The organism is Stutzerimonas stutzeri (assembly GCF_051028275.1).
Taxonomy (GTDB): Bacteria; Pseudomonadota; Gammaproteobacteria; order Pseudomonadales; family Pseudomonadaceae; genus Stutzerimonas; species Stutzerimonas stutzeri_AS.
In genome coordinates this window covers 391,779-416,072 of sequence record NZ_CP069269.1, presented here as the reverse complement: position 1 = coordinate 416,072, position 24,294 = coordinate 391,779, and the positions used below count along the sequence as shown (strand labels likewise).

Below are 24,294 nucleotides of genomic sequence, written 5' to 3'. Positions count from 1 at the left end.
AACCCGTTAGATCAACCCGGCATCCGCCAGCTTCTGCTCCAGCGCGACGAGGTCGGGTATCCGTGCCTGCACGTCGCCAAGATTGACCGCATCCAGTTCAAGCGGCGCCAGCGATACATCCGAGCGAGCCAAGCTTGGATCAAGTTTGACCGAGCGCGGGATTCCCTGAACCAGCAACGCGATAAACTTCACATGGTCGCGCCCACCTAATGCGTTGAGTACCGCCACGCGCGCGCTCGACCCTGTTTCCGTCTGGCCATTGGATGCCGCCTCGAAAGACAACAGCGGCAATGTCAGATCTCTCCACGAGACCTGCCCAAGGAACCAGGGCGGAGTCCCTTGCGCAGCGTGAGGGGCCCGATACGGGATAAGTTCGGCTACCGCCACGTTCGGCAGAAGAAGCGTTCGGTCGGCCAGCGGAACCAGTAGACCGGTAAGACTGGCAGCGTCCTGAGAAATGGCTGGTTGGCTCATGGGGTATCCAGTTGCAAGGCCGCAGCGGGCGTGCTGGCCTGCTGCGCAAAATGACTGACTAGGGCTTGGGCTAGTTCTCGCGGATCTCCGCTCAGAGAACTGTATCCGCCGTCACGGAGACTGTCGGGCATACTCGAGCAGACACAGGAGTCGGCACGCTGAGTCCATAGCTTGCCCCCCTTACGAAGAACGTAAGCGGCTGCGGCACTACCATCGCTACCCATGCCGCTGAAAGCGATCACGCCACAACGACTGCCGAACTGCTGGGACAGATTGAGCATCATCTGGTCGATGGACGGGCTGTACGGCTCGGGCCAGCTACGTCCGGTCAGAAGCATTTCACCGTCGCTGCTGAAAGCCATTTCCTCACCGATAGGCGCCACCACTACTTCGCCACAGCGAATCGAGTCGTTCGCCCGGCTCGGATTGACATTCCATTGACTGTGTCGCCCCACTGCTTGTGAGAGCGCCGCCTCGAAGCTTGCTTCGATATGCTGGGCGTAGACGAAGCCGACCGGCAACCCAAGCGGCAGCGCATCGAGAAAGGCCTTCACCGCTTCCGGACCACCCAGCGATGCCGCAAGCAGCCAAACCTCTCGAGCAGGCTCGCCGGCAACCGAGTCCGCATCGGCTAACAGCGTGCGAGGCAGTTCCAGGCGAGTAGGGCGCTCTACCTCTTCTCGCAGCACTTCAAGACGTGGCCCAACGACTCGGGAAGGATCACCGACCAGCCGCTTCAGCTTGCCAAACATCCTCCGCTCCCAGCGCGGGTAGTGTTCGGAGTGCCGCTCCGGAGCATGGCCCTCGCCAAACAGCACCGGGCAGCTGTCACGCTCCAGCAAGGCATTGACGAGAGGCGAATCTTCCGTCTGCGCCAGATCCACAAGCCATAGATCGGCCTCCGCTGCCAGCAGATCCGACTCCTGGAGTCGAGTAGGATCGCTGTTGAGCACGACGTTGTAGCCGTTGGCAGTCAGTGCCTGCTGTAGCACATGGCGCTGCAGCGAGGTGTCCGCGATTACACCGATGCGGGCAGCGCCGACCTCACTCATGACGTTTAACCAACTGCTGAATCGTCTCGAGTAGCAGCGACTCCTGATACGGCTTGCCTAGATACTCGTTAACACCGATGGCCATAGCCCGATCCCTGTGCTTTTCGCCAGTTCGAGAAGTAATCATCACGATTGGCAGATCCTTCAGGTGCTCATCGTGACGCACAAGTGTCGCCACCTCGAAGCCGTCCATCCGCGGCATTTCGATGTCAAGCAGGATGATGTCCGGCTTACGTTCCTGCAACTGGGTAATCGCGTCGACGCCATCCTTGGCCGTCAGTACGTTCATGCCGTTTCGCTCCAGAAGGCGGCTGGTAACCTTACGCACGGTCACCGAGTCGTCCACCACCATGACTAATGTAGGTCGATCGACTTCGACCTCCGCCGGCTCGTCGCCGCCCAGCAAACGCAGTGGCTGCTGCTGGGTCAGCAGGTGCGCATGCAACACACGGATGGTTGCCAGAAGATCGAGAATGACCACCACTCGACCATCACCAAGGATAGTCGCACCGGAAATACCCGGAACGGTCGCAAATTGCGGACCAAGCCCCTTCACCACGATCTCGCGCGAGCCTGCAAGGCTATCGACTTGTACCGCCACACTGTGGTCATTCGAGCGGACCAGAATTACCGGCAGCGGCAAGCTCTGGCCGACGAGCTTGGGCCGTTGGCCGTTTTTAAGCAGCTCACCGAGATAGCGCAACTCGTAGGTCTGGCCTGCATACTCGAAACGTGACGCTCCCGGCTGGTAATAAGCTTCCAGCTCGTACGGCGACACACGCACGATGCCTTCGATCGTGTTCAGCGGAATCGCGTAGAGGTCCTCACCGGAGTACACCATCAGCGCCCGGTTGACCGACACGGTAAATGGCAGGCGGATCAGGAAGCAGGTTCCGCTGCCGTGAGTAGACTCGATGGACATTGTGCCACCGAGCTGCTTAACCTCGGAGTGCACCACGTCCATACCGACGCCTCGCCCAGATATCTGGGTTACCTTCTCAGCAGTCGAGAAGCCTGCCTCAAGGATGAACTGCAGGACTTCATAGTCCGACAGGTCGCTGCCGGGCTGCATGAGGCCTCGCTCGATGGCTTTACGTCGAACGGCTTCGAGATTGATTCCCGCGCCGTCATCGCTCAGAGTCAGAACGATGTCGCCACCCTCGCGACCCAAATCCAGGCGGATATTGCCCTGCTCAGGCTTGCCCGCGGCAACGCGTTTGGCACCCGTTTCGATCCCGTGATCCACGGCATTGCGCAACATGTGTTCCAGCGGGGCGACAATGCGTTCGAGTACGCTACGGTCCATTTCACCCGTTGCATTGCCAACATGGAACTCGACCTGCTTGCCGAGCTCACCAGCGACCTGGCGAACAATCCGACGCAAACGAGGCACCAGCCGATCAAAGGGAACCATGCGCGTACGCATGAGCCCTTCCTGAAGCTCAGTGTTGACGCGCGCCTGCTGTAGCAGCAGCGTTTCGGCGTCGCGATTACGCGCAGCCAGCGTTTCTTTCAGATCCAGCAAGTCGGAAGCTGACTCGAACAGCGCCCGTGACAGCTGCTGGAGTTGCGAGTGCCGGTCCATCTCCAGCGGGTCGAAATCGTCATATCCTGCACGCTCCGCCTCGGCCTGATAGCGGCTCAGAATCTGCGCCTGCGTCTCGGTATCCAGGCGGCGCAACTGATCGCGAACCCGCTCGATAGTGGCTTCCATTTCACCCAGTGTGAATCCGACGTCGCTGACCTGCTGTTCCACCCGGCCTCGAAAGATCGAGGTTTCGCCAGCAAGATTCACCAGCCCTTCCAATAGCTCAGCGGGCACCTTGACCAATTCCTGCGGCGCACGGCGTGATGCAGCATCCAGCGCAGCCTGCTCGGCGCGACGGATGAAGGGCAACACCTTGGCCGGAGTGGTATTGTTAGGCGCCTGGGTGCTGGCAGCCACGATGGGCGTTTCGAGCACAATCACGGATGAACCAGGACGCTCCTCCTCCGCCTGAAGGCCGGTAGCGGCGTCGGATTCACTCGTCAGCCGCGAGCGCATCGACTCTACTTCTTTGAGCAGGGCGTCGTATCCACTCTGCATATCCAGAAACAGGCTATCGGACGGAATACCGCCCGACAGTTGCGCCTCACTCAGGCGCTGCTCGAGATCATGCGCCATATCGCCCAGGCGGCTCTGACCCGCCAGCCGCGCGCCGCCCTTCAAGGTGTGCAGCACACGCATGATGTCGGTTATAGCCGCCGCGCTATCCCGCGAGGCTTCCCAGCGTTCAAGGCTGGCCTCCATCTCCTCCAGCAACTCGTCCGCTTCTTCGACAAAGATGTCGAGAATCTCGGCTTCCGCGGCGTCATGAACGGCGGAATCCTGCGCGGCCTTGAGGGCTACACTGCTGGGCATACTCAGCTGCTCTTCGGGATTCGCCCGAAAGCGCTGGATGGTTTCGATCAGATCTTGTCCACGCGGCACCGCACGGAGTGCCCGGACCGCATCAAGCATTTCCGCGAGCCGGTCGTGACAGGTTTGCAACAGTGCGAACAACGTCGGGCTTGCGCGATAATTACCGGCACAAAGCCCTTCGTATAGAAACTCGAGCTCATGGGCCAGATCGCCGATCTCACGGATATCAGCCATCCGCGCGCCACCTTTGAGCGTGTGCAGATCCCTTTGCAGCGCTTCGATTTCAAGACTGTTATCGACATCCTCAGCCCAACGTTGAAGCGATGCGGCAGCGCGCTCGATGATGTCGAAGCCTTCTTCCAAAAAGATCTCGACCAGCTCGGGATCGCGGCTATCCCAGCCACCCGCCTCCGCCTCTTCGGATAGAGGAGGCAGGGACGACCCCTGTGCTTCGGGGGGCTCGATCTCCGTTGTGATTCCATCGTCGCCATCGTCTGCCGGCTCAGCCAACGCTTCAGGCCCAACGGACAATTTATCAACCTGATCATTTTCGGACGGTGCCTGTGCCTCGGCATCCACCTCTACATCTAGCCCAGCCTCACGCGGGTCAAGTTCGGCATCAAGCTCAGGTTTCGACTCAGGAATCAGCTCCGTTGGAACTAGAATTTCAGAATCAGTAGGGGCAGGTTCTTGCTTCGGAGCGCTGTTGTCAGCCAGGAACTGCCCATCAGGAAAAAAATCCGTATTGTCGAAGCTTGGTGCAACACCTTGCCGATAGGCACGAATTCGCTCGATCAGCGGTACAGCGGCGTCCATTGGCTGGTGTGCCTGAAGCTGCTCCAGCTGAGTAGCAAGCTGATCATGACTACGCAAAAGGAGCGTGGCGAGGTCGGCGCTGTGCACGTAACGACCGTCAGAAAGCCCTTCATACAGCGTTTCGAGCTCATGCGCCAAATCACCGATCGGCCGTATTTCAGCCATGCGCGCACCGCCTTTGAGGGTGTGCAGATCGCGCAATAGAGCCGATAAGGCCAGTTGGTTAGCCGGATCGCTCAGCCAGCGTTCAAGTGCCCCGCCGGCGCTCTCCAACAGATCGACTGCCTCGTCGAGAAAAATCTCGACCATCTCCTCGTCCAGATCACCCATTTCCAATCGGGTATCGGCGGGCCACGCCTGGGCTTCCGCTTCGGCTTCGGCTTCGGCTGTATGCTGACCGGCATCAACAATCTCGGCCACCGGAGCGGCCACCAGCTGTTCCTCAGCTGAATCATCAGCCGGAAGCTCGACGGTGAGTGGATCTATCGCCTCAGCGAGCAAATGCTCAAGCCGAGCCACTAATTCTGGCTGACCGGTAACCTGTAAACCAGCTGCGACCTGATCCATCATGCCGACCAGCGCTTCGTGAGCCTGTTCAGCATCATCGAAGAAACGGCCGCTCACCGCCAGACGTCCATCCTGCACAACCGCGTAAAGATCGAGCAGCACCCGACACAGCGCGTCGATTTGTGGAAGGTCCGCCATTTGCGCGCCAAGACCGAGCGTAGTCAGTTCTTCAAGCAGCGCCGTAAGCTCCTGCCTTTCGGCAGGGTGTTCACGCCAACTCTGCAGAAGCTCTTCGGCATCCAGCAGAATGTTCATACCCTCAGAGAGGAACAACGCAATCATTCCGGGGTCGCGTGGCTCGCCCTGTTCGTTGTCCCCACGCTCACCGAGTGCCGCTAGCCGAGCCTGATGGATCGCGTGCACTTGGGAGATGAAGGCGTCAGCTCCGTCGATGGGCGCCAACGGCTCCCGCTCGAGATTCTCGAGTCCGCGCCGTAGCAGCTGTTCGGCCGAGTGAAGGAGCTCTGCTTCAGCCAGATCCATCTGGATAAGGTTGGCTTTGAATTCCTTGACCATTCTTTCAAGCGGTGTCGCGATTTCGGCCATCGGAATTATTCCGGCCATGTGCGCGCTACCCTTTAGGGTATGAAGCGCTCGCTGCAACGCATCGGTTACCGGCTGAGGCAGGCGCTGCGCGCAATCGGCAAGAAAGTCGACCAGTGACGCGAGATGCGCTTCGGCCTCGTTGCTGAATATCTCCAACAACTGGGGGTCCAGTGCATCCTCGACCACCGCTTCCGGTATTGGCTCTTTGGGAGTACCGCCGCCCTGTGGATCGGGTTGGGTTGGCTGACCCTTAGCCAACGCGTGCGCATCGGCGGCCAACCGGTCCACATCGTCGCGTTGACGTTGTGCCTTGGCAGCAAACTCCTCGACTAGAACAGGCATCAGACTTACTACATCCGACACCAGCTTCTTGACGGGCTCACCGACTTCAATGCTGCGGTCAAGCACGCGATTCAGCAGATTCTCGACAGACCAGGCAAGTTCGCCAATGATCAATGCACGAACCATCCGACCGCTGCCCTTTAGTGTGTGGAAGGCTCGCCGAACCTCCCCAAGAGCTTCTTTATCGGAGGCATCGGCGCACCAACGCGGCAAATATTCACCGATGGTTTCGAGCACCTCAGCAGCTTCCTCGATGAATACCTCAAGCAGGTCATCATCGACGGGCTCCTCGCCTTCAGGCGGAGGCAGCAGGCTGGGTGGAACATCCCGAGCCGGCGGGTTGATCGAGGCGACAGGTGCAGCCATGACCTCTTCCATGGTCATCGCCGGCTGATCGGGAACCTCCTGCGCAATCGGCTCCGGCAACAAGACTTCAGGCATATCGAGCTCAGCCATTTCGGCCTCACTCCATTCAACCTCGTAGTCCAGCGAATCGGTCTCAGCCTGCGCTTCAGCCTCGATCTGGAGATCCGTTACGTCCAGAGAATATTCTTGCGGCTCCGGCGCGCTTTTCTCGATTGCCTCTTCTGACCATCCAAGGCTCTCGACCTCGAATCCATATTCGTCGCTGTCTCCAACGGCAACGGCTTCCAATTCTTCTGTATTGGATAGCTGTTCGACCGAAACGACATCCGACTGGGTGAAATTGCTCTCGGTCGACTGTGCGGAAAGTGCATCGTCCGATGGATCGAGAGGCAGCACTTCGATCTCATCCATCGGATCAGATAGATCTTCGGTACCCTCAGGGCCAGTATTGGCTACATCAGCCGAAGGCTCCGTGCTGAGTGGATAGCCCAGCGCTTGCAGACTTTCTTCCGCGACATCAAGTATCAGATCACCCTGCGAGCTGCAGTCCTCACTCAGACGTTCGAGATAGTATTCAACACTGGTTATTGCATCGGCGAGCGTATCCAGACTCTGCCAGTCCGGGATCGCCTGTTTCGCGAGCAGTTGCTCCTGAATATACCGGTTGCAGGCATCCAGCAGAGCTGCAGCTCGAGCAAGCGGAACCATCACGAGACCGCCGCGCGACTGGGTCAGAAGTTCCGGTACACGCGCAAGGTGCTGATGATTCCATTGCGAAGCGATGAACTCGATGATCGCGTCCTTGGCCTGTTCAAGCCCTGTACGTGCTTCGCGGATCACCAGACGATGGATCTGAGCGACGTCGGTTGTGGGGAGGTGGCTTTCCTCACCTCGCTCTTCAGCAGTGGTGCCGCCAACCATACCGGCAAGTGTCGCTTCGACATAAAGCAGCGCACCCGCCACATCCATCAAGGCCGCGTCGTCAGGCTGTTGATGGCCGTTGGCCAAGGCTTCGACCTGGCTGATCTGATCAAGGATGATCCGCCGTGGCTGGCCGAACCCTAGCACTGCGAGCGTATCGGCAATCTGCTTGAGCGGAGTTTGCAGGGTACCAAGCTCCGCAAGGCCCATACGATCGCTACGCACGAAGAGATCCAGGCTGTCTTTGACTCTGACCAGCTCCTCGCACAGCGCAGCCACAACGGATCGCATGGCGCCGCGGTCCGGACCCGCCAGCTGAGCGCGCTCCTCGTCGACGAGTGCGCTGTCGGGCAAGGCGTCGTCCAGGCTGTACGCTGCTTTCAGGGCTTGGATACGCGGAGACTGGGTCGGCGCCTTGGCGATGTAAAAAAGAAGATTTTTGGTCAGCTCGTCAGGGGCGGCCTGGTTGATACCCTCCGCACCTTGGGCAACGAGTCGCTTCAGCTCCTTGTCGACCTGGCGTAACAGATTCCGAACCGTTGTGCCGTTGGCTACAGCACCACTGGCAAGTCCTTCTACCACGCCAGACGCAACCTGCCACAGCGCACCCAGAGGCGCATCTTTGCAGAGCATTTCCAGGCGCGCAAAGACTCGCGCCATGTAGTTCAGATTGGCGGAAAGATCCTGGTTGCGGATAACCCCGACCAGTGCGACCTGGAGCATCTGCCTCAGCTTTCGTAGCAGATTCGGCAAATCCTGGGTCTGTCGCTGCGCAAGAAACTCTTGCGAAAGCGCAGGTGCTCGGGCGGACATGTCTGGCGAAAACAAGCTGGTTTCCGACAGCAGCTTTTCGCCACGAGCCGCACGCAGATCGTTGAGCAGCGGAAGTACGACCATGGGAAGGTCGCGGCGTGCACTCTGGATACGATCCAGGTAAACCGGCATCTGCAGAATGGCTTGCATCAGCACTTCGAGCGCTTCGGTCTGGCTAGCGACACGCTCTTCAAGAAGGGAGCGTGCAAGCTGCTCCATTTCTTCGGCGAGCAGCGCAGCACCGTAAAATTCGACCATCTGCAAGGTACCGTGCACCTGATGCACGTACGTCAAACAGAAGCGCATCCGCGTCGAGTCTTGTGGGTTCTCGACGAAGGCTTCCAAAGCCTGTCGTGCCTGCTTCAGCGTTTCGGCAATCTCGCCTTTCACCCACTCCAGGGCGACATAATCGTGCCGATCACCCATAGCGACTCCGCTCATAAACATTTCCGGGTAAAGGCCAGAACCTGACTGTCAGCAACCGGAACGAGGTCCGGATGCTGCCAATCGACCACCTCGCCCACGCCAATCACTAACAATCCCCCCGGCGCTAAACGCTCGGCCAGACGATTAAGGATTTCGCGGCGTCGCCAGCGACGGAAGTAGATCAACAGGTTCTGACAAAAAATGACGTCCACATTGGACATTGGCGCGTTGGCCAGCTCCAGCACGTTAAGCCTGGCGAAGCAAACCCGCACTGCCAGGCTGGGTAACACTTGGAAACGTCCACCTCCCAGTGCTTGGAAGTACCGGTCCCGCAAGTTCGGGTCCAGCTGCTCGAGGCGACGATGGGCATACACCCCTTCTTGTGAACGGCTCAACGCGCTAAGGCTGATATCCGTTCCAATCACGCCGAATTGCGCCTCGCCACCGGCCTGACTCAGCGCCTCGGCTGCACAGATCGCCATCGAGTAGGTCTCTTCCCCGCTTGCACATCCAACACTCCAGAGCGACCAGGGCTGAGCTGCAGGCCGCGAAGCCGCACGGTGCTGCATGTATCTAGAAAGCGCGGCAAACGAGGGCAAGTGACGGAAGAACCGCGTCTCCTGTACGGTCAAACGGTCCATAAGCGTCGACCATTCAACCGCTCCACGAGGTCCGTCGGTGACCTGACGATAATAACTGGCGTAATCCAGGGCCCCGACTTCGCGCATCCGGCTGCTGAGATTTGCCTGAAGAAAGGTCCGCCGCTGCTCGGTTACCACCATGCCGGAACGCTCTTCGAGCAAGGCCTGCCAATCGCTGAATTCGGTCGGCGACATTTCAGCCAAGGGTCTCAATGACCAATCAATTCTTGGCTGCATGCCCTGCCCCTTGCTCGTGAACTTCCACTGCGGACGTTTCAGAACGCAGTTTTATTAACTCAGGCCTGATCCTGCGTTTCTGGCAGGGTAAAACCGGACACCGAATGACGCATCTCATTGGCCATCTTGGCCAAGTTACCAATGCTCTTCGCGGTAGCGGTGGTTCCCGACGAGGTCTGAGAGGTGATTTCCTGGATCACATTCATCGTGTTAGAGATATGGCCAGCAGACGAGGCTTGCTGACGGGCCGCGTTAGAAATGTTCTGAATGAGCGCTGCCAGGCTTTTGGATACCTTCTCAATCTCTTCCAGTGCGACCCCGGCGTCTTGGGCCAGGCGAGCACCTCGAACAACCTCCGAAGTGGTCTGTTCCATCGAGATAACCGCCTCGTTCGTATCGGTCTGAATCGTCTTTACGAGCGCTTCAATCTGCTTGGTTGCAGCCGAAGACCGTTCGGCAAGCCGCTGTACTTCGTCCGCAACCACCGCGAAACCTCGGCCCGCATCACCAGCCATGGAGGCCTGGATCGCCGCGTTCAAAGCAAGAATGTTGGTCTGGTCGGCGATGTCGTTGATCAGGCTTACGATATCACCAATTTCCTGTGACGATTCACCAAGACGCTTGATTCGCTTGGAAGTGTCCTGGATCTGCTCACGGATGTTATCCATGCCGGTGATGGTGTTATGCACCACCTCGTTACCCTTGTTCGCAATCGCTACAGAGCGTTCCGCTACCGCTGAGGACTCGGCAGCGTTTGCCGATACCTGGTCAATCGAGACCGCCATCTCATTGATTGCCGCAGAAGCACCGGCGATTTCTTGAGCTTGGTGCTCGGAAGCTTCGGCAAGGTGCATGGCGGTCGCCTGCGTTTCCTGTGCCGCGCCAGACACCTGAACGGCAGTCTGGTTGATCGTTTCAACCAGATCGCGTAGCTGGTCGATAGAGTAGTTGATCGAGTCAGCGATGGCGCCCGTGAAGTCTTCCGTCACCGTAGCCGCAACGGTGAGGTCACCATCAGCCAGGTCACCGATTTCATCGAGCAGGCGCAAAATTGCTGTCTGGTTGCGCTCGTTCTTCTCTGCAGTCTCGCTCAGGCGGCGGCGGGTTTCCTGGACCATCACGAGACCGATCAGAAGGATGGACGCCAGTGCGAGCGCACCAAGAACATAGCCAGCCAGCGCGTTTATGTAACGCGCATCGGCACGGTCCTGGAGCCCTTGTGTCAGCACCGATGTCTTGTCGAGCAGCGTTTGCGAAACGTCGAAAATGCTGTTTGACGATTCCCGAACCTGGAACAGCTCCGGCGAGGTTTCCAAGATCTCATCTACAGATCCTGAAACGAACTGGAACAGCTCGGAAATTGCCGCGAGACGATCAAGCGCTTCGACGTCGCTGACCTTGGTAATGCCCATGGCTTCGTTGCCTTCGAGCATAGCGTTGAGTACCCGGCCAAAGAGGCTAGCGTCACGACCGAACATGTCGGCTGCCTGCACCGAGTCCTGATCACCGGAAAGCACTTTGTTCACCGAACCCAGAATACGCTCGGCAAGCAGAGACTGGCGCTGGGCCACTGCGACCTGCGCAGCTGGGGCGCCGCTTTCAAGCAGAATGTCGACAACCTCCTCATACTCTACCTGGAGCTGAGGAATGGTTTCGGCGAGGGTGGCAGCAACCTGGTGCAACGACAGAACGGTCTGTTCGCTTGCAAGGATCGCGTCGGTGTTTTGCCGAAGCGTGTTCCAGTCCTGTTCCACTGCTGCAACCTCAGCCTGCAGCGACTTCGGGACTGCTGGCAGTCCGATACGTTCATCGCCAAGGGACAGGTAGGCCCAGCGCTGACTGAAATCGTTTCGTGCATCTTTGAGCGAGTCAAACGCCTGCGGAGTGCCGGCCGCAGCTTCAACGGCGTTCTTTGCGATCCGCTGAGACAGAACTCGCAGCTCACCCGCGTGTCCAATGTACTCACTGTCATAGTCGGCTTGGGTATTGATGTACGCAAAGTTGGCGAACAACGCCACCATCGAGACGATCAGAAGGATAAACAGGCCGGCGATCAACGTATTGCTACGAACCCCTGCCAGCAAAGCATTCACATTCATTTTTTTCATGTTACCGGCCCCCGCCTGGACCACCTGTACTTTTCCTTCCAAGAACCAAAAGGCCGGCATCAGCCGACCCCACCTAAATCAATACGCCACGTCCAGAAATGTCTGATGGGCGGCAAGCGCATGTGGACTGAAAACCAGCCAGGGCTGCTCGCGCTGAAAAACACCGTGAATGAACGGTTGAATCGAAGCCTCAACAGGAGGCAACTGTTCAGAAAACGCATCTACTGGGAAATGCTGCATGCCGAAAACTTCGTCGACGGTCAATCCGGCGAACACTTCATGGTGATCTACCACCAATACGCGCCTTTGTTTTCGGAGCGGCGACATCTCCAACCCCAGGTAACCGCAAAGGTCCATGACCGGCAACAGCCTGCCTCGAACGTTCGCAACGCCTTTAACCCAAGCCTTCACCCCAGGGAGCAAGGTATAACGTGGCTCATGGAGTATTTCGCCAACTTCGCCCATCGGAGCGACAAACAACCGCCCTCCCATACGAAAACCGATACCAGCCCATGTCTGAACGGCTTCCTGCTGCGAGGGCAGCCCGGCCGCCAACGCCCGACAACGGTGATCGATATCTAACAGTCGCTGAAAAGGCGTAGGCGTATCCGACATACTGCAGCTTCCTCTGTCCTAAAACCGATAGGGTCGATCAACCGGCTAGTACCGCGTTCAGAGTCTTCAGCAATGTCGCTTCGTCCACCGGCTTGGTCAGGTAATCCTTAGCCCCTTGACGCTTACCCCAGACCTTATCGGTTTCCTGATCCTTGGTCGTCACAATGATCACCGGAATGTGACTGGTTTCAGCATCTTTAGTCAGTTGACGGGTAGCCTGAAATCCATTCAAACCGGGCATGACGATATCCATCAATACGGCGTCGGGCTTCTCCTGGCGCGCAAGCGCTACGCCATCGGCACCATTTTCGGCCTTGAATACGACATGACCATGCTTCTCCAGCATGGCAGTCAGCTTGTACATCTCGGTAGGCGAGTCATCAACAATCAGAACGCGAGCCATGATTTCTCCGTAGGAAAGGCTTCAGCGGCACACAGGGCCGAACTTCAGGATACTTGCTCTACCGGCGCAAAATCAGGCACGTGAGCCTTGATAGCACCGAGCAACTCTTCTTTACTGAACGGCTTGGTGAGGTACTGATCCGACCCCACGATCCGCCCCTTGGCTTTGTCGAACAGGCCGTCCTTGGAGGACAGCATGATCACTGGGGTGGACTTGAACGAACTGTTGTTCTTTATCAGCGCGCAAGTCTGATACCCATCAAGCCTAGGCATCATGATATCGACGAAGATGATGCGCGGGTGACTATCTGCAATCTTGGCGAGCGCGTCGAAGCCATCCACCGCCGTGATCACGTCACAACCTACTTTTTTCAGCAGCGTTTCGGCGGTGCGACGAATCGTTTTCGAATCGTCGATCACCATGACCTTCAAGCCCTCGGAGTGCTGTTCCATTTCGCCCTACCATCGCCTCGGTGAGTCGTAGTTTATCGTTATGTCAGTGCGCCGGAGGCCCTGTCATCGATGGGCTGCACCCAATCGCCGGACCTTTTTAGCACACTCCTCAAATGCAAGCTATCTGCCGCCGGAGCAGCAGGATTTTCCTTGACCCAGCGCACAACCGCGGCCAATCTGCGTCGATATTTCAAGCCCCTTGGCAGGCCCTATTCTGCCTCCTGCAGGAGATCATCACATGACTGTTCGCGTCGGGATCATCATGGACCCAATCGCGCAGATTGCATTCAAGAAGGATAGCTCTCTGGCCATGCTACTTGCGGCCCAAGCCCGTGGCTGGACGATCTACTACATGGAGCAACGCGACCTTTATCAGCTAGGCGGTCAAGCTCGAGGACGCATGTGCCCGATCAGTGTCTTCAACGACCCCCAGCACTGGTATGAGATGGGGGAAGAGATCGACAGCCCACTCGCCGAACTTGATGTCATCCTGATGCGCAAGGACCCGCCCTTCGACAGCGAATATGTCTACGCCACCTATCTATTGGAGCTTGCCGAGCAGACCGGTACGCTGGTCGTAAATCGGCCGCAAAGCCTCCGCGATTGCAACGAGAAGTTTTTCGCCACCCAATTTCCGCAGTGCACGCCGCCAACGGTTGTCAGTCGACGGTCCGACATTTTGCGTGAGTTCGCCCGCGAGCAGCGTGACATCATTCTCAAACCGCTGGACGAGATGGGCGGCGCATCAATTTTCCGCCATCGCGAAGGCGACCCGAACCTTTCTGTGATTCTGGAAGTACTGACCGAGCATGGCAGCCGTCAAATCATGGCGCAGCGTTACATTCCGGCCATTACGGCAGGGGATAAACGAATCCTGATGATTGATGGAGAGCCAGTACCTTATTGCCTGGCACGAATCCCTGCAGCAGGTGAGACACGGGGCAACCTCGCCGCAGGGGGCCGCGGCGTCGCGCAACCGCTGTCCGAACGCGACAAAGAGATCGCTGCAATTGTCGGACCTGAGCTGCGCAAACGTGGACTGCTTTTCGTAGGGCTCGATGTGATTGGCGACTTCCTCACCGAAATCAACGTCACCAGCCCGACCTGTATCCGTGAGATCGATAATGCCTTCGACACTCGTATCGCTGAACGCCTGATGGACGTTATCGCTGCAAGATTGCAGAGCAGAGCCAACAATTGATGCACTGCGGTTGGCCCTGAGCCAACCGCCGTTATGCCCACTAGCTGCTGCCCCAGGAGCGACGCATCGCTGCGCCGACTCATCAAAGCTGCCGCCTGGTTCATAGACTTTTACAGCCGCGCTGGGCAGACTGCCCGCTCTTCGAGCCGACTGAAATGTGATGAACGCCGCTACACGCCAACCCTCTCCTGCCCGTCCCGACGTTCGCCCGGCGGATCGTCTCGGCTTCATGGTGCTTATAGCGGCCGCACTGCATGCGGCGCTGATCCTTGGCCTGGGGTTCTCTATCTCAGAGCCGAAACAGATCAGCAAGACGCTGGAAATCACCCTGTCTACGTTCAAAAGTGAAGAAAAGCCCAAGGAAGCCGACTTCCTGGCACAGGATAATCAACAGGGCAGCGGCACGCTGGAACACAAGGCGTCTCCAAAGACCACTGAACAGGCGCCGTTTCAGGACACACAGGTGCGCAAGGTCTCACCCGCAGCTTCGCCGCCCCCGAGCAACCAAAGCGAAGCGCCGAACACAGCCGTAGCAACCCGCGCACCGCAGCCAGACAAGACCCCCGCGAAGCCCCAGAAGAGCAAGCCCCAGCCGCAAAGCCAGCCAGCACCGGTTTATGACAGCTCCCAGCTAAGCGACGAAATCGCCAGCCTTGAGGCTGAGCTCGCCCAGCAAGTCGAGCAGTATGCCAAGCGACCTCGTGTCAGTCGGCAAAACAGCGCTGCGACCATGCGAGACATCAGCGCCTGGTATCGCGACGAGTGGCGCAAGAAAGTGGAGCGCATCGGCAATCTGAATTACCCAGACGAGGCGCGCCGGCAGCGAATTTATGGCAGCTTGCGCATGCTCGTGGTCATTGACCGAAACGGCACGGTACAGGAGCTCCGCGTACTCGAATCCTCGGGGCAACCCTTGCTCGACGAAGCAGCAATGCGGATCGTCAGGCTAGCAGCCCCTTTCGCACCTTTTTCAGGTGAACTGGCCCAGAAGTTCGATCAGGTCGAGATCATCAGAACCTGGCGCTTCGAGCGTGGCGACCGGCTGTCGAGCCGATAACGTATTGATCGGGCGTGCCAGACGCCCTATCCGGCGTGACGGCTTCCCGACCCCGGCCCTAACGCTTAAGCTAGCCACCATGAACGCCACCTCCCCTAGCTACCTTAAGCATCACTTTCTGATCGCCATGCCCCACATGGCGGATCCGAACTTCGCGCAATCGCTAATTTATCTGGTTGAACACAACCAGGACGGCGCCATGGGCCTTATCGTCAACCGCCCCAGCGGCTTGAACCTGGCCGACGTGCTCGAGCAGTTAAGACCAGATCAACCGACGGGCCCTGATACCCATCATCAGACAATTTTCTCAGGGGGCCCAGTACAGACCGACAGAGGTTTCGTGCTGCACCCAGCCGATGCCCAGTTTCAGGCCACGCTGAACCTGGGTCCGTTAGGTGTGACGACCTCACAGGATGTGCTCTTTGCGATTGCCGATGGCTACGGGCCAAGGCAGCACCTGATTGCGCTTGGCTATGCCGGCTGGGAGCCCGGCCAGCTAGAAAGCGAGCTGGCAGAGAACGCCTGGCTGAGCTGCCAGGCGCAGCTACACATCCTTTTTGATGTTCCGCACGATAAACGTCTGTCCGCAGCCGCCGCATCGCTGGGAGTCGACCTTCGGCTGCTCAGTAGCCAGGTCGGCCACGCATGAGCCTTCCGCGTCTGCTGCTGGGCTTCGACTACGGTACCAAACAGATCGGAGTCGCAGTTGGCCAGGCAATTACCGGGCAGGCTCGCGAACTCTGCGTGCTCAAGGCTCAGAATGGCGTACCCGACTGGTTGCGCATCGAGGCGCTGCTACGCGAGTGGCAGCCGGATGCGCTGGTCGTCGGCCTGCCCCTGAACATGGACGGCAGTCCCAGCGAGATGAGCGCTCGTGCGGAGAAGTTCGCCCGCCGCCTCAACGGTCGCTTCAACTTGCCAGTGCATACCCATGACGAACGCCTCACGACCTACGAAGCCAAAGGCGAACGGCTGCGTGGCGGTCAGAGCGGCGGTTACCGTGAACGCCCCGTTGATGCCCTGGCCGCAGCTCTTTTACTCGAAGGCTGGCTGAGTGCCCAGCAAACCGCATAAAGCGGACTCAGGAGAAATCATGACCCTGCCCAATCCCAATCAGCTGCTTCCCGAGATGGCTGCAGCGCTGAATGAGCATCTGAAGAGCCGGGGCATAAGCGAACCTCGCTTCATCGGCATTCGCACTGGCGGCGTCTGGGTCGCTCAGGCTTTGCTTGATCAACGGGACAGGAACGAAACCCTTGGAATTCTGGACGTCTCGTTCTACCGCGACGATTTCAGCCAGAACGGACTACATCCTCAAGTTCGCCCGTCGGAGCTACCATTCGAAATCGAAGGGCAGCATCTCGTACTGGTCGATGACGTGTTAATGAGTGGCCGCACCGTTCGTGCTGCATTGAACGAATTGTTCGACTATGGCCGGCCGGCAAGTGTCAGTCTGGTCTGCCTGCTTGACCTCAACGCCCGCGAGCTGCCAATCCGCCCAGACGTGGTCGGCGCGACACTCTCACTGGCGCCCGACCAACGCGTAAAGCTGCTAGGCCCTGCACCGCTAGCGCTTGAGTACCAGACCCTCGCTTCTGCCAATTGAGACCCTCGCGATGACGCCTACCGACGCCAAGCGCCCCCTCCAGCTGAACGATAACGGTCAGCTGCGCCATTTCCTCTCGCTGGATGGCTTGCCCCGCGCTCTGCTTACCGAGATTCTGGACACCGCCGACTCATTTCTGGAGGTCGGCGCAAGGGCAGTGAAGAAAGTGCCGTTACTGCGAGGCAAGACCGTTTGCAACGTGTTCTTCGAGAACTCCACACGCACCCGGACCACTTTCGAACTGGCAGCCAAGCGGCTTTCCGCGGACGTGATCACGTTGAACGTTTCGACATCGTCCACCAGCAAGGGCGAGACCCTGACCGATACCCTACGCAACCTCGAGGCCATGGCCGCAGACATGTTCGTGGTGCGCCACGCCGATTCAGGTGCGGCACACTTCATTGCTGAGCACGTCTGCCCCGACGTGGCCATCATTAACGGCGGCGACGGGCGCCACGCGCATCCAACGCAGGGTATGCTCGACATGCTAACCATCCGCCGTCACAAGGGCGACTTCGAGAAGCTCTCGGTGGCCATCGTTGGCGACATCCTGCACTCACGTGTTGCCCGCTCCAACATGCTCGCGCTGAAAGCACTCGGCTGCCCCGACATCCGCGTGATCGGGCCGAAGACGCTATTACCGGTCGGCCTCGATCAGTACGGCGTCACGGTCTACAACGACATGAACGAGGGCCTGCGCGACGTCGACGTCGTGATCATGCTGCGCCTGCAACGCGAACGTATGCAGGGCGGCTTGCTGCCCAGCGAGGGCGAATTCTATCGCCTGTACGGCCTGACAACGCAGCGGATGGCGCTGGCCAAACCTGACGCAATCGTCATGCACCCAGGCCCGATAAACCGCGGCGTCGAGATCGAATCAGCGGTAGCCGATGGTCACCAGTCGGTGATCCTCAACCAGGTCACGTACGGAATCGCCATTCGTATGGCGGTGCTTTCCATGGCCATGAGTGGACAGACCGCACAAAGGCAACTCGAACAGGAAAACGCAGCCGAGGAGCAGAACTGATGCCCACCCATATCCTTGGTGCGCGCTTGATTGACCCGGCCAGCGGGCGTGACGAAGTCACCGACATTTATTGCCAAGACGGCAGAATCATCGCGTTCGGCCAGGCTCCGGCGGGCTTTAGCGCTGCACGAACCATTGATGCACGTGGACTGGTCGCAGCACCCGGCCTTGTCGACCTGTCGGTGGCGCTCCGCGAACCCGGCTACAGCCGCAAAGGCAACATCGCCAGTGAAACGCTCGCGGCAACCGCTGGTGGCATCACCAGCCTTTGCTGTCCGCCTCAGACCAGGCCGGTGCTGGATACCGCCGCGGTTGCTGAACTGATCCTCGATCGTGCCCGCGAATCAGGCCATGCCAAAGTCTTCCCGATTGGCGCACTTACACGCGATCTGGCAGGCGAACAGTTATCGGAGCTGGTCGCACTACGTGACGCGGGCTGCGTCGCCTTCGGCAATGGCTTGGCCAACTTCACCAGCAACCGCAACCTCGGTCGAGCACTGGAGTATGCGGCGACCTTTGACCTCACCGTCGTCATCCACTCCCAGGACAGCGACCTGGCCGAAGGGGGGCTGGCCCACGAAGGCCCAGCAGCGGCGTTCCTCGGACTTGCCGGGATACCAGAAACGGCGGAAACCATCGCCCTTGCGCGCAACCTGTTGCTTGTGGAGCAAGCCGGCGTGCGGGCCCATTTCAGCCAGATCACCACGGCCCGCGGCGCGCAGATGATTGCTGAAGCACAAGGGCGCGGCCTGCCAGTCTCGGCGGACGTGGCGATGTATCAGCTCATTCTGACTGACGAAGCGCTCCATGGCTTTTCCAGCCTCTACCACGTGCAGCCTCCCTTACGTAGCGCAGCTGATCGCGAGGGCCTCCGCCAGGCGGTCCGGAGCGGGGTCATTTCGGCCATCTCCAGTCATCATCAACCGCATGAGGCCGATGCCAAGCAGGCGCCTTTCGGCGAGACCGAACCCGGCATCAGCAGCGCGGAAATCCTTCTACCGCTCGCTCTGACACTGGTAGAAGACGGGCTATTGGATTTACCAACCCTGCTCTGTCGCCTCACTACTGGACCGGCAGCCGCGTTACGGCTTTCGGTCGGCCATTTGACTGTCGGAGGTGCCGCCGATCTGGTGCTGTTCGATCCGAGCAGCACTACCTTGGTTGGCGAACAATGGCACTCGAAAGGTCGCAATTGCCCCTTTGTCGGTCATTGCCTGCCCGGAGCAGTTCGCTACACGCTGGTTGACGGAAGGGTCGCGTTTTCAGGCTAGACGTGCCCACGGCCGCTGCGCTGGGAGCCGAACGCCCCCACGGCGGCCTGACGCAACTCAGCCGATCAGCGTCGTTCCATATTCTGCATCGATACCTGACTGTTCAGCGTCCAGAAGTCATAGAGGACGCCAACGAAGAACAGCCCACCGGTGCAAAGATAGATCAAGCCAGTGATCCACTTGCCCTGATACATCCGATGCACGCCGAATATGCCCAGGAAGGTCAGCAGAATCCAGGCGACGGTGTAGTCGATCGGGCCTGGCTGGAAACGCAGGTCGGCTTCTCTATCCATGGAAGGAATCAGAAACAGGTCAATGATCCAGCCGACAAAGAACAAACCGAGCGTGAAAAACCAGATGGTGCCGGTGATAGGTTTGCCGTAGTAGAAACGGTGCGATCCAAGGAAACCGAAGATCCACAAAAGGTAGCCGATCACGGTGCTGTGGGTGTTTTGCCGCATCTGAGCCTCGCCTGAAGTTCGAACGTAGCGCCCAGCTTAACTGATAAAGGCAGCAGTCGATTCACCCGCCCAACGGGCACCGACGGCCCCGCCGCTCATGATACTGTATGCTTAAACAGTATTTCGGCGACCGACATGCAGCTCATCGAGAAACTCAGCGTCTTGGCCGACGCCGCAAAATATGACGTGTCCTGCGCCAGTAGCGGCGCCCCCAAACGCAGCTCGAAGGGAAAGAGCGGGCTTGGCGCCACCAATGGAATGGGTATCTGTCACAGCTTCACGCCGGACGGTCGCTGTGTGGCATTGCTGAAAATCCTCCTTACCAACTTTTGCCTCTACGACTGTCAGTACTGTGTCAATCGGCGCTCCAGCGATGTACCGCGCGCACGCTTCACTCCGGAAGAAGTGGTCAAGCTGACGCTGGATTTCTACCGGCGCAACTGCATCAGCGGCTTGTTCCTCAGCTCCGGGATCATCCGCTCGGCGGACTACACCATGGAGCAGCTCAATCGAGTGGCCAGGCTGTTACGCGAAGAACACGAGTTTCGCGGTTACATTCACCTGAAAACCATTCCGGACGCTGATCCGCAACTCATCGCGGAGGCCGGCCGCTATGCCGACAGGCTGAGCGTGAACATTGAGCTGCCGACCGAGTCCAGCCTGATCCGCCTTGCACCTGAAAAGCAGGTGGGAACCATCAAGCAGGCGATGCATGCTATCCATGCGGGCGAGACCGAGGCAAAAGCGGAAAAACGCGCACCACGCTTTGCACCGGCAGGCCAGAGTACTCAGATGATTGTCGGTGCCGACGCTACCGATGACAGCACCATTTTGCACACCGCCCAGACGTTGTATGGCGACTACAAATTGCGTCGCGTGTACTACTCAGCATTCAGCCCTATCCCGCACAGTCCCAAGACGGTGCCTTTCGAAGCACCGCCATTGCTGCGCGAACACCGCCTGTATCAAGCCGACTTCTTGATGCGTGGTTACGGCTTTCAAGCCAGCGAGCTGCTCTCGGAGCCGGGAAATCTAGCGCTGGACATCGACCCCAAACTGGCTTGGGCGCTCGCCAATCGTGAGCACTTTCCCGTCGATCTGAATCGAGCTGAGCCTACGCTGATCGCACGGATTCCTGGGATCGGCATCCTCAGCGCCAAACGCCTGGTCGCGCTACGCCGACAGAAACGCATCCGTTTCGAAGACCTGACTCGCCTTCGCTGCTCGCTTGAAAAAGCCAAACCCTTCGTCATCACTCACGACTATCGACCAAGCCTTGCCTATCGGGAATCGACAACCTTGCGCCAGCGCCTCAGCGAGGGCCCGGTACAGATGGGGCTGTGGTGATGCGTAAGGTGCGGTTTGATGGCAGCTTCGATAGCTGGCGCGATGCGGCGCGTGACCTGCTTCAACACGGCGTCGCGCCACATCAAGTCGAATGGCTCGGCAACGACGATGTAGGTGGCCTGTTCGATGAGCCGCATACAAGCGGACCAATCGATCCAGCACCGCCAGTACGCATCCCACGACAGCTGATCGACGAACTGCAGAACGCGGCCCGCTTTCGCACGGCTGATCGGTGGAGCTTGCTGTATCGCGTTCTTTGGCGGGTCGCAAAAGGTGACCAAACGGCCCGCCTGGTGGGCGATGTTGACGGAACTGACCTACACGCGCGCATCAAGGCCGTACGCCGTGAAACGCACCATATGCATGCCTTCCTACGTTTTAGCCCTACAGGCGGCAGCGAGGCGCCGGACTATGCCGCCTGGTTCGAGCCTGCGCATGACGTGCTATCCAGTGCAGCGCCTCACTTCGCCGAGCGGATGGGCTTGAATTCCTGGCTGATCGCGACGCCAAGCGACGCGGTGCTATGGGATGGAGCGGTCATGCACTACGCCAGGCCATGCCCGCCCGCCTGGCGGCAGCTGGCCAGAAACGCGCGGGACCCAGGGGCGGAACTTTGGAAAACCTATTACGAGAGCACCTTCAATCCGGCGAGACTCAACCGCAACGTAATGGAAAGCAACCTGCCGGTTCGATTCTGGAAGAACTTGCCTGAGGGCGCCCTGATTCCTCAACTAATGAGCCAGGCGCGGGCCGGAGCGCAACGTGACGGGCAGGCCGAACGCGTAGCCGAGCGGCCAGGCAAGCGTATATGCCGACCTGAGCAGCGCTGATCAGCGGAAGCTGCGTCCAGGGTCGTCGTCACTGACTTCCAGTGTCAGACCCTGCGACACGCTTTTGAGATGTTCACCATCGGTCTCCGAGCCCAGCTTGATCATCAACCGCAGGTCGTTGGATGAGTCAGCGTGTAGCAAGGCGTCTTCGTAGGTGATCTCGCCCTGTACGTAGAGGTTGTACAGCGCCTGATCGAACGTCTGCATGCCCAGATCGGTTGAACGTTTCATGAGGGACTTGAGCTCGTGGACCTCGCCCTTGCGAATCAGGTCGGCTGCCAGCGGCGTGTTGATCAGCACCTCGATGACCGCGCGCCGCCCCTTTCCGTCCGGCGTAGGAATCAACTGCTGGGCGACGATGGCCTTGAGGTTCAGCGACAGATCCATCCATACCTGTTGCTGCCGATCCGCCGGGAAGAAGTTGATGATCCGGTCCAAGGCCTGGTTGGCGTTGTTGGCGTGCAGCGTCGCCAGACAGAGATGGCCGGTTTCAGCGAACGCCACGGCATAGTCCATGGTTTCACGGGTCCGCACTTCGCCGATAAGAATCACGTCCGGCGCCTGGCGCAGCGTGTTTTTCAACGCCACGTCGAAGGAATCCGTATCGATCCCGACTTCGCGCTGGGTGACGATGCAACTCTGATGTTGATGGATGAACTCGATCGGATCCTCGATGGAAATGATATGACCGCTGGAGTTCTTGTTGCGGTAGCCGATCATCGCCGCCAGCGATGTGGACTTACCGGTACCGGTCGCACCCACAAACAACACCAGGCCCCGCTTGGTCATGGCCAGCTTTTTCAGCACGTCCGGCAGCTTGAGCTCTTCAATCGTCGGGATGTTCGTCTCGATACGGCGCAGCACCATGCCCGCAAGGTTGCGCTGGTAGAAAGCACTGACGCGGAAACGACCGATACCCCGGGCGCTGATGGCGAAGTTGCATTCATGATTCTCAGCGAACTCGCGGCGCTGCTGCTCGTTCATTACCGCATGCACCGTTTCGCGAGTCATCTCGGGCGACATCGGCGTTTTGTTGACGGGCAGGATCTTGCCGTTGACCTTCATTGAAGGCGGTACGCCGGCGGTAATGAACAGATCGGAGCCGCCCTTTTCGACCATCAGGCGCAACAGTTTTTCAAATTCCATCGTCGTTCTCGTAGGCTGGCGTAGCCGCGCTGTGTCAAAGCGAATGGACCCGGCATCGCGCCAGGTCCGGATAGGTTTAGAAGTTTTCCGGCTGCTTGGCTTTTTCCTTGGCGCTATCGCGTGTGATGAGCCCCTTGGCCAGCAAGCCTTTCAAGCAGGCATCGAGCGTCTGCATACCCAGCGACCCGCCGGTCTGGATGGACGAGTACATCTGCGCCACCTTGTCCTCACGGATCAAGTTTCGGATGGCGGGCGTGCCAATCATGATTTCATGCGCCGCCACTCGACCACCCCCGACCTTCTTCAGCAAGGTCTGAGAGATGACCGCCTGCAACGATTCGGACAACATCGAGCGTACCATCGACTTTTCTTCAGCCGGGAATACGTCCACTACCCGGTCGATCGTCTTGGCTGCCGATGTGGTGTGCAGGGTGCCGAACACCAGATGGCCAGTTTCCGCAGCGGTCAGAGCCAGACGGATGGTCTCCAGGTCCCGCATTTCGCCGACGAGAATGATGTCCGGGTCTTCACGCAGTGCCGAGCGCAGCGCTTCGGAGAAGCCGAGCGTGTCACGGTGCACTTCACGCTGGTTGACCAGGCACTTTTTCGACTCGTGAACGAATTCGATCGGATCTTCGATGGTGAGGATGTGGTGGTACTTGTTGTTGTTCAGGTAGTCGAGCATCGCCGCCAGGGTTGTCGACTTGCCCGAACCCGTCGGTCCGGTGACCAGCACCAGCCCGCGCGGCACATCGGTGATCTTGCGGAAGACTTCACCCATCCCGAGGTCTTCCATGGTCAGCACCTTGGACGGAATGGTCCGGAATACCGCACCGGCGCCGCGGTTCTGGTTGAACGCGTTGACCCGGAAGCGTGCCACGCCGGGCACTTCAAACGAGAAGTCGGTCTCGAGGAATTCTTCGAAATCCTTGCGCTGCTTGTCATTCATGATGTCGTAAATAAGCGCGTGCACCTGCTTGTGGTCCATCGCGGGCAGATTGATCCGGCGCACATCGCCATCAACGCGGATCATCGGCGGCAAGCCGGAAGACAGGTGCAAATCCGACGCACCCTGCTTGGCGCTAAAGGCCAGCAGCTCAGTGATATCCATGGGACTCCCCAATTACAAGCAAGCAGGTAGAATGCCGCGCAGACCCAACGGTGGCAG

Annotated in this window: 20 protein-coding genes; 9 read left to right on the top strand and 11 right to left on the bottom strand. The window is 58.9% G+C overall.

Features of this window, described 5'->3' with window-relative positions; all coding sequences use genetic code 11:
• Window positions 1–6: 6 nt before the first annotated feature.
• From JQR87_RS01890 to pilG, 8 genes are all read right to left on the bottom strand, one after another.
• Window positions 7–474, bottom strand: coding sequence for a chemotaxis protein CheW (locus tag JQR87_RS01890; protein WP_407293158.1), 468 nt, complete (start codon window positions 472–474; stop codon window positions 7–9).
• A complete protein-coding gene (locus JQR87_RS01885) occupies window positions 471–1,526 on the bottom strand; it encodes a chemotaxis protein CheB (protein ID WP_407293161.1) in 1,056 nt (351 codons plus the stop codon). The genes JQR87_RS01890 and JQR87_RS01885 overlap by 4 nt, the downstream gene beginning before the upstream one ends.
• Window positions 1,519–8,724 (bottom strand): Hpt domain-containing protein, encoded by a 7,206-nt coding sequence (locus tag JQR87_RS01880; protein WP_434157905.1) that lies wholly within the window; start codon window positions 8,722–8,724, stop codon window positions 1,519–1,521. The genes JQR87_RS01885 and JQR87_RS01880 overlap by 8 nt, the downstream gene beginning before the upstream one ends.
• Before the next feature lie 11 nt (window positions 8,725–8,735).
• Window positions 8,736–9,602, bottom strand: a complete 867-nt coding sequence (locus JQR87_RS01875) for a protein-glutamate O-methyltransferase (protein ID WP_407293167.1) — start codon at window positions 9,600–9,602, stop codon at window positions 8,736–8,738.
• Between the two features lie 59 nt (window positions 9,603–9,661).
• Entirely contained in the window at window positions 9,662–11,710 is a 2,049-nt protein-coding gene (locus JQR87_RS01870; protein ID WP_407293170.1) for a methyl-accepting chemotaxis protein, read from the bottom strand.
• A gap of 78 nt (window positions 11,711–11,788) precedes the next feature.
• Complete coding sequence (locus tag JQR87_RS01865; RefSeq protein WP_407293173.1) at window positions 11,789–12,325, bottom strand: chemotaxis protein CheW; 537 nt, start codon at window positions 12,323–12,325, stop codon at window positions 11,789–11,791.
• Window positions 12,326–12,362: 37 nt separating this feature from the next.
• A complete protein-coding gene (pilH, locus tag JQR87_RS01860; protein ID WP_407293174.1) occupies window positions 12,363–12,728 on the bottom strand; it encodes a twitching motility response regulator PilH in 366 nt (121 codons plus the stop codon).
• A gap of 44 nt (window positions 12,729–12,772) precedes the next feature.
• The gene (pilG, locus tag JQR87_RS01855; protein ID WP_019339789.1) at window positions 12,773–13,180 is read right to left on the bottom strand and encodes a twitching motility response regulator PilG; all 408 of its coding nucleotides are present in this window, start codon (window positions 13,178–13,180) and stop codon (window positions 12,773–12,775) included.
• Window positions 13,181–13,418: 238 nt separating this feature from the next.
• On the opposite strand from pilG, the gene gshB reads away from it, so the two are divergent.
• The 7 genes from gshB to JQR87_RS01820 all read left to right on the top strand — a co-directional run bounded on the left by gshB (window position 13,419) and on the right by JQR87_RS01820 (window position 19,342).
• The gene (gene gshB / locus JQR87_RS01850) at window positions 13,419–14,381 is read left to right on the top strand and encodes a glutathione synthase (protein ID WP_407293177.1); all 963 of its coding nucleotides are present in this window, start codon (window positions 13,419–13,421) and stop codon (window positions 14,379–14,381) included.
• A gap of 160 nt (window positions 14,382–14,541) precedes the next feature.
• Window positions 14,542–15,438, top strand: coding sequence for an energy transducer TonB (locus JQR87_RS01845; protein ID WP_407293179.1), 897 nt, complete (start codon window positions 14,542–14,544; stop codon window positions 15,436–15,438).
• Window positions 15,439–15,517: 79 nt separating this feature from the next.
• Window positions 15,518–16,087 (top strand): YqgE/AlgH family protein, encoded by a 570-nt coding sequence (locus tag JQR87_RS01840; RefSeq protein ID WP_407293182.1) that lies wholly within the window; start codon window positions 15,518–15,520, stop codon window positions 16,085–16,087.
• The gene (gene ruvX, locus JQR87_RS01835) at window positions 16,084–16,512 is read left to right on the top strand and encodes a Holliday junction resolvase RuvX (protein WP_407293185.1); all 429 of its coding nucleotides are present in this window, start codon (window positions 16,084–16,086) and stop codon (window positions 16,510–16,512) included. The genes JQR87_RS01840 and ruvX overlap by 4 nt, the downstream gene beginning before the upstream one ends.
• A 19-nt stretch (window positions 16,513–16,531) precedes the next feature.
• Window positions 16,532–17,044, top strand: coding sequence for a bifunctional pyr operon transcriptional regulator/uracil phosphoribosyltransferase PyrR (pyrR, locus tag JQR87_RS01830; RefSeq protein ID WP_407293187.1), 513 nt, complete (start codon window positions 16,532–16,534; stop codon window positions 17,042–17,044).
• A 10-nt stretch (window positions 17,045–17,054) separates the two neighbouring features.
• On the top strand, window positions 17,055–18,071 hold the full coding sequence (locus JQR87_RS01825; RefSeq protein WP_407293190.1) for an aspartate carbamoyltransferase catalytic subunit: 1,017 nt from the start codon (window positions 17,055–17,057) through the stop codon (window positions 18,069–18,071).
• Complete coding sequence (locus JQR87_RS01820) at window positions 18,071–19,342, top strand: dihydroorotase (RefSeq protein WP_407293193.1); 1,272 nt, start codon at window positions 18,071–18,073, stop codon at window positions 19,340–19,342. The genes JQR87_RS01825 and JQR87_RS01820 overlap by 1 nt, the downstream gene beginning before the upstream one ends.
• Before the next feature lie 65 nt (window positions 19,343–19,407).
• Here the strand turns inward: JQR87_RS01820 and JQR87_RS01815 are convergent, their stop codons facing one another.
• Window positions 19,408–19,803 (bottom strand): NINE protein, encoded by a 396-nt coding sequence (locus JQR87_RS01815; RefSeq protein ID WP_407293195.1) that lies wholly within the window; start codon window positions 19,801–19,803, stop codon window positions 19,408–19,410.
• 135 nt (window positions 19,804–19,938) lie between these two features.
• Between JQR87_RS01815 and JQR87_RS01810 the strand changes: the two genes are divergently transcribed.
• Entirely contained in the window at window positions 19,939–21,150 is a 1,212-nt protein-coding gene (locus JQR87_RS01810) for a putative DNA modification/repair radical SAM protein (protein ID WP_407293197.1), read from the top strand.
• Window positions 21,150–21,980, top strand: a complete 831-nt coding sequence (locus tag JQR87_RS01805; RefSeq protein ID WP_407293199.1) for a TIGR03915 family putative DNA repair protein — start codon at window positions 21,150–21,152, stop codon at window positions 21,978–21,980. The genes JQR87_RS01810 and JQR87_RS01805 overlap by 1 nt, the downstream gene beginning before the upstream one ends.
• On the opposite strand, the gene JQR87_RS01800 is transcribed toward JQR87_RS01805, so the two are convergent.
• Both JQR87_RS01800 and JQR87_RS01795 read right to left on the bottom strand, forming a co-directional pair.
• A complete protein-coding gene (locus tag JQR87_RS01800; RefSeq protein ID WP_407293200.1) occupies window positions 21,981–23,126 on the bottom strand; it encodes a PilT/PilU family type 4a pilus ATPase in 1,146 nt (381 codons plus the stop codon). It abuts the gene before it with no gap.
• A gap of 76 nt (window positions 23,127–23,202) precedes the next feature.
• Window positions 23,203–24,237: a type IV pilus twitching motility protein PilT gene (locus JQR87_RS01795; protein ID WP_407293201.1), complete on the bottom strand. Its 1,035-nt coding sequence runs from the start codon at window positions 24,235–24,237 to the stop codon at window positions 23,203–23,205.
• Between the last annotated feature and the right edge of the window lie 57 nt (window positions 24,238–24,294).

Coding starts and splice junctions, on each gene's coding strand:
- JQR87_RS01840 (WP_407293182.1), top strand. CDS start 15,518: ATGAACGCCACCTCCCCTAGCTACCTTAAGCATCACTTTCTGATCGCC.
- JQR87_RS01845 (WP_407293179.1), top strand. CDS start 14,542: ATGAACGCCGCTACACGCCAACCCTCTCCTGCCCGTCCCGACGTTCGC.
- JQR87_RS01885 (WP_407293161.1), bottom strand. CDS start 1,526: ATGAGTGAGGTCGGCGCTGCCCGCATCGGTGTAATCGCGGACACCTCG.
- JQR87_RS01890 (WP_407293158.1), bottom strand. CDS start 474: ATGAGCCAACCAGCCATTTCTCAGGACGCTGCCAGTCTTACCGGTCTA.
- JQR87_RS01800 (WP_407293200.1), bottom strand. CDS start 23,126: ATGGAATTTGAAAAACTGTTGCGCCTGATGGTCGAAAAGGGCGGCTCC.
- JQR87_RS01875 (WP_407293167.1), bottom strand. CDS start 9,602: ATGCAGCCAAGAATTGATTGGTCATTGAGACCCTTGGCTGAAATGTCG.
- JQR87_RS01865 (WP_407293173.1), bottom strand. CDS start 12,325: ATGTCGGATACGCCTACGCCTTTTCAGCGACTGTTAGATATCGATCAC.
- JQR87_RS01795 (WP_407293201.1), bottom strand. CDS start 24,237: ATGGATATCACTGAGCTGCTGGCCTTTAGCGCCAAGCAGGGTGCGTCG.
- JQR87_RS01815 (WP_407293195.1), bottom strand. CDS start 19,803: ATGCGGCAAAACACCCACAGCACCGTGATCGGCTACCTTTTGTGGATC.
- JQR87_RS01880 (WP_434157905.1), bottom strand. CDS start 8,724: ATGGGTGATCGGCACGATTATGTCGCCCTGGAGTGGGTGAAAGGCGAG.
- JQR87_RS01810 (WP_407293197.1), top strand. CDS start 19,939: ATGCAGCTCATCGAGAAACTCAGCGTCTTGGCCGACGCCGCAAAATAT.
- JQR87_RS01870 (WP_407293170.1), bottom strand. CDS start 11,710: ATGAAAAAAATGAATGTGAATGCTTTGCTGGCAGGGGTTCGTAGCAAT.
- ruvX (WP_407293185.1), top strand. CDS start 16,084: ATGAGCCTTCCGCGTCTGCTGCTGGGCTTCGACTACGGTACCAAACAG.
- gshB (WP_407293177.1), top strand. CDS start 13,419: ATGACTGTTCGCGTCGGGATCATCATGGACCCAATCGCGCAGATTGCA.
- pilG (WP_019339789.1), bottom strand. CDS start 13,180: ATGGAACAGCACTCCGAGGGCTTGAAGGTCATGGTGATCGACGATTCG.
- JQR87_RS01820 (WP_407293193.1), top strand. CDS start 18,071: ATGCCCACCCATATCCTTGGTGCGCGCTTGATTGACCCGGCCAGCGGG.
- pyrR (WP_407293187.1), top strand. CDS start 16,532: ATGACCCTGCCCAATCCCAATCAGCTGCTTCCCGAGATGGCTGCAGCG.
- JQR87_RS01825 (WP_407293190.1), top strand. CDS start 17,055: ATGACGCCTACCGACGCCAAGCGCCCCCTCCAGCTGAACGATAACGGT.
- JQR87_RS01805 (WP_407293199.1), top strand. CDS start 21,150: ATGCGTAAGGTGCGGTTTGATGGCAGCTTCGATAGCTGGCGCGATGCG.
- pilH (WP_407293174.1), bottom strand. CDS start 12,728: ATGGCTCGCGTTCTGATTGTTGATGACTCGCCTACCGAGATGTACAAG.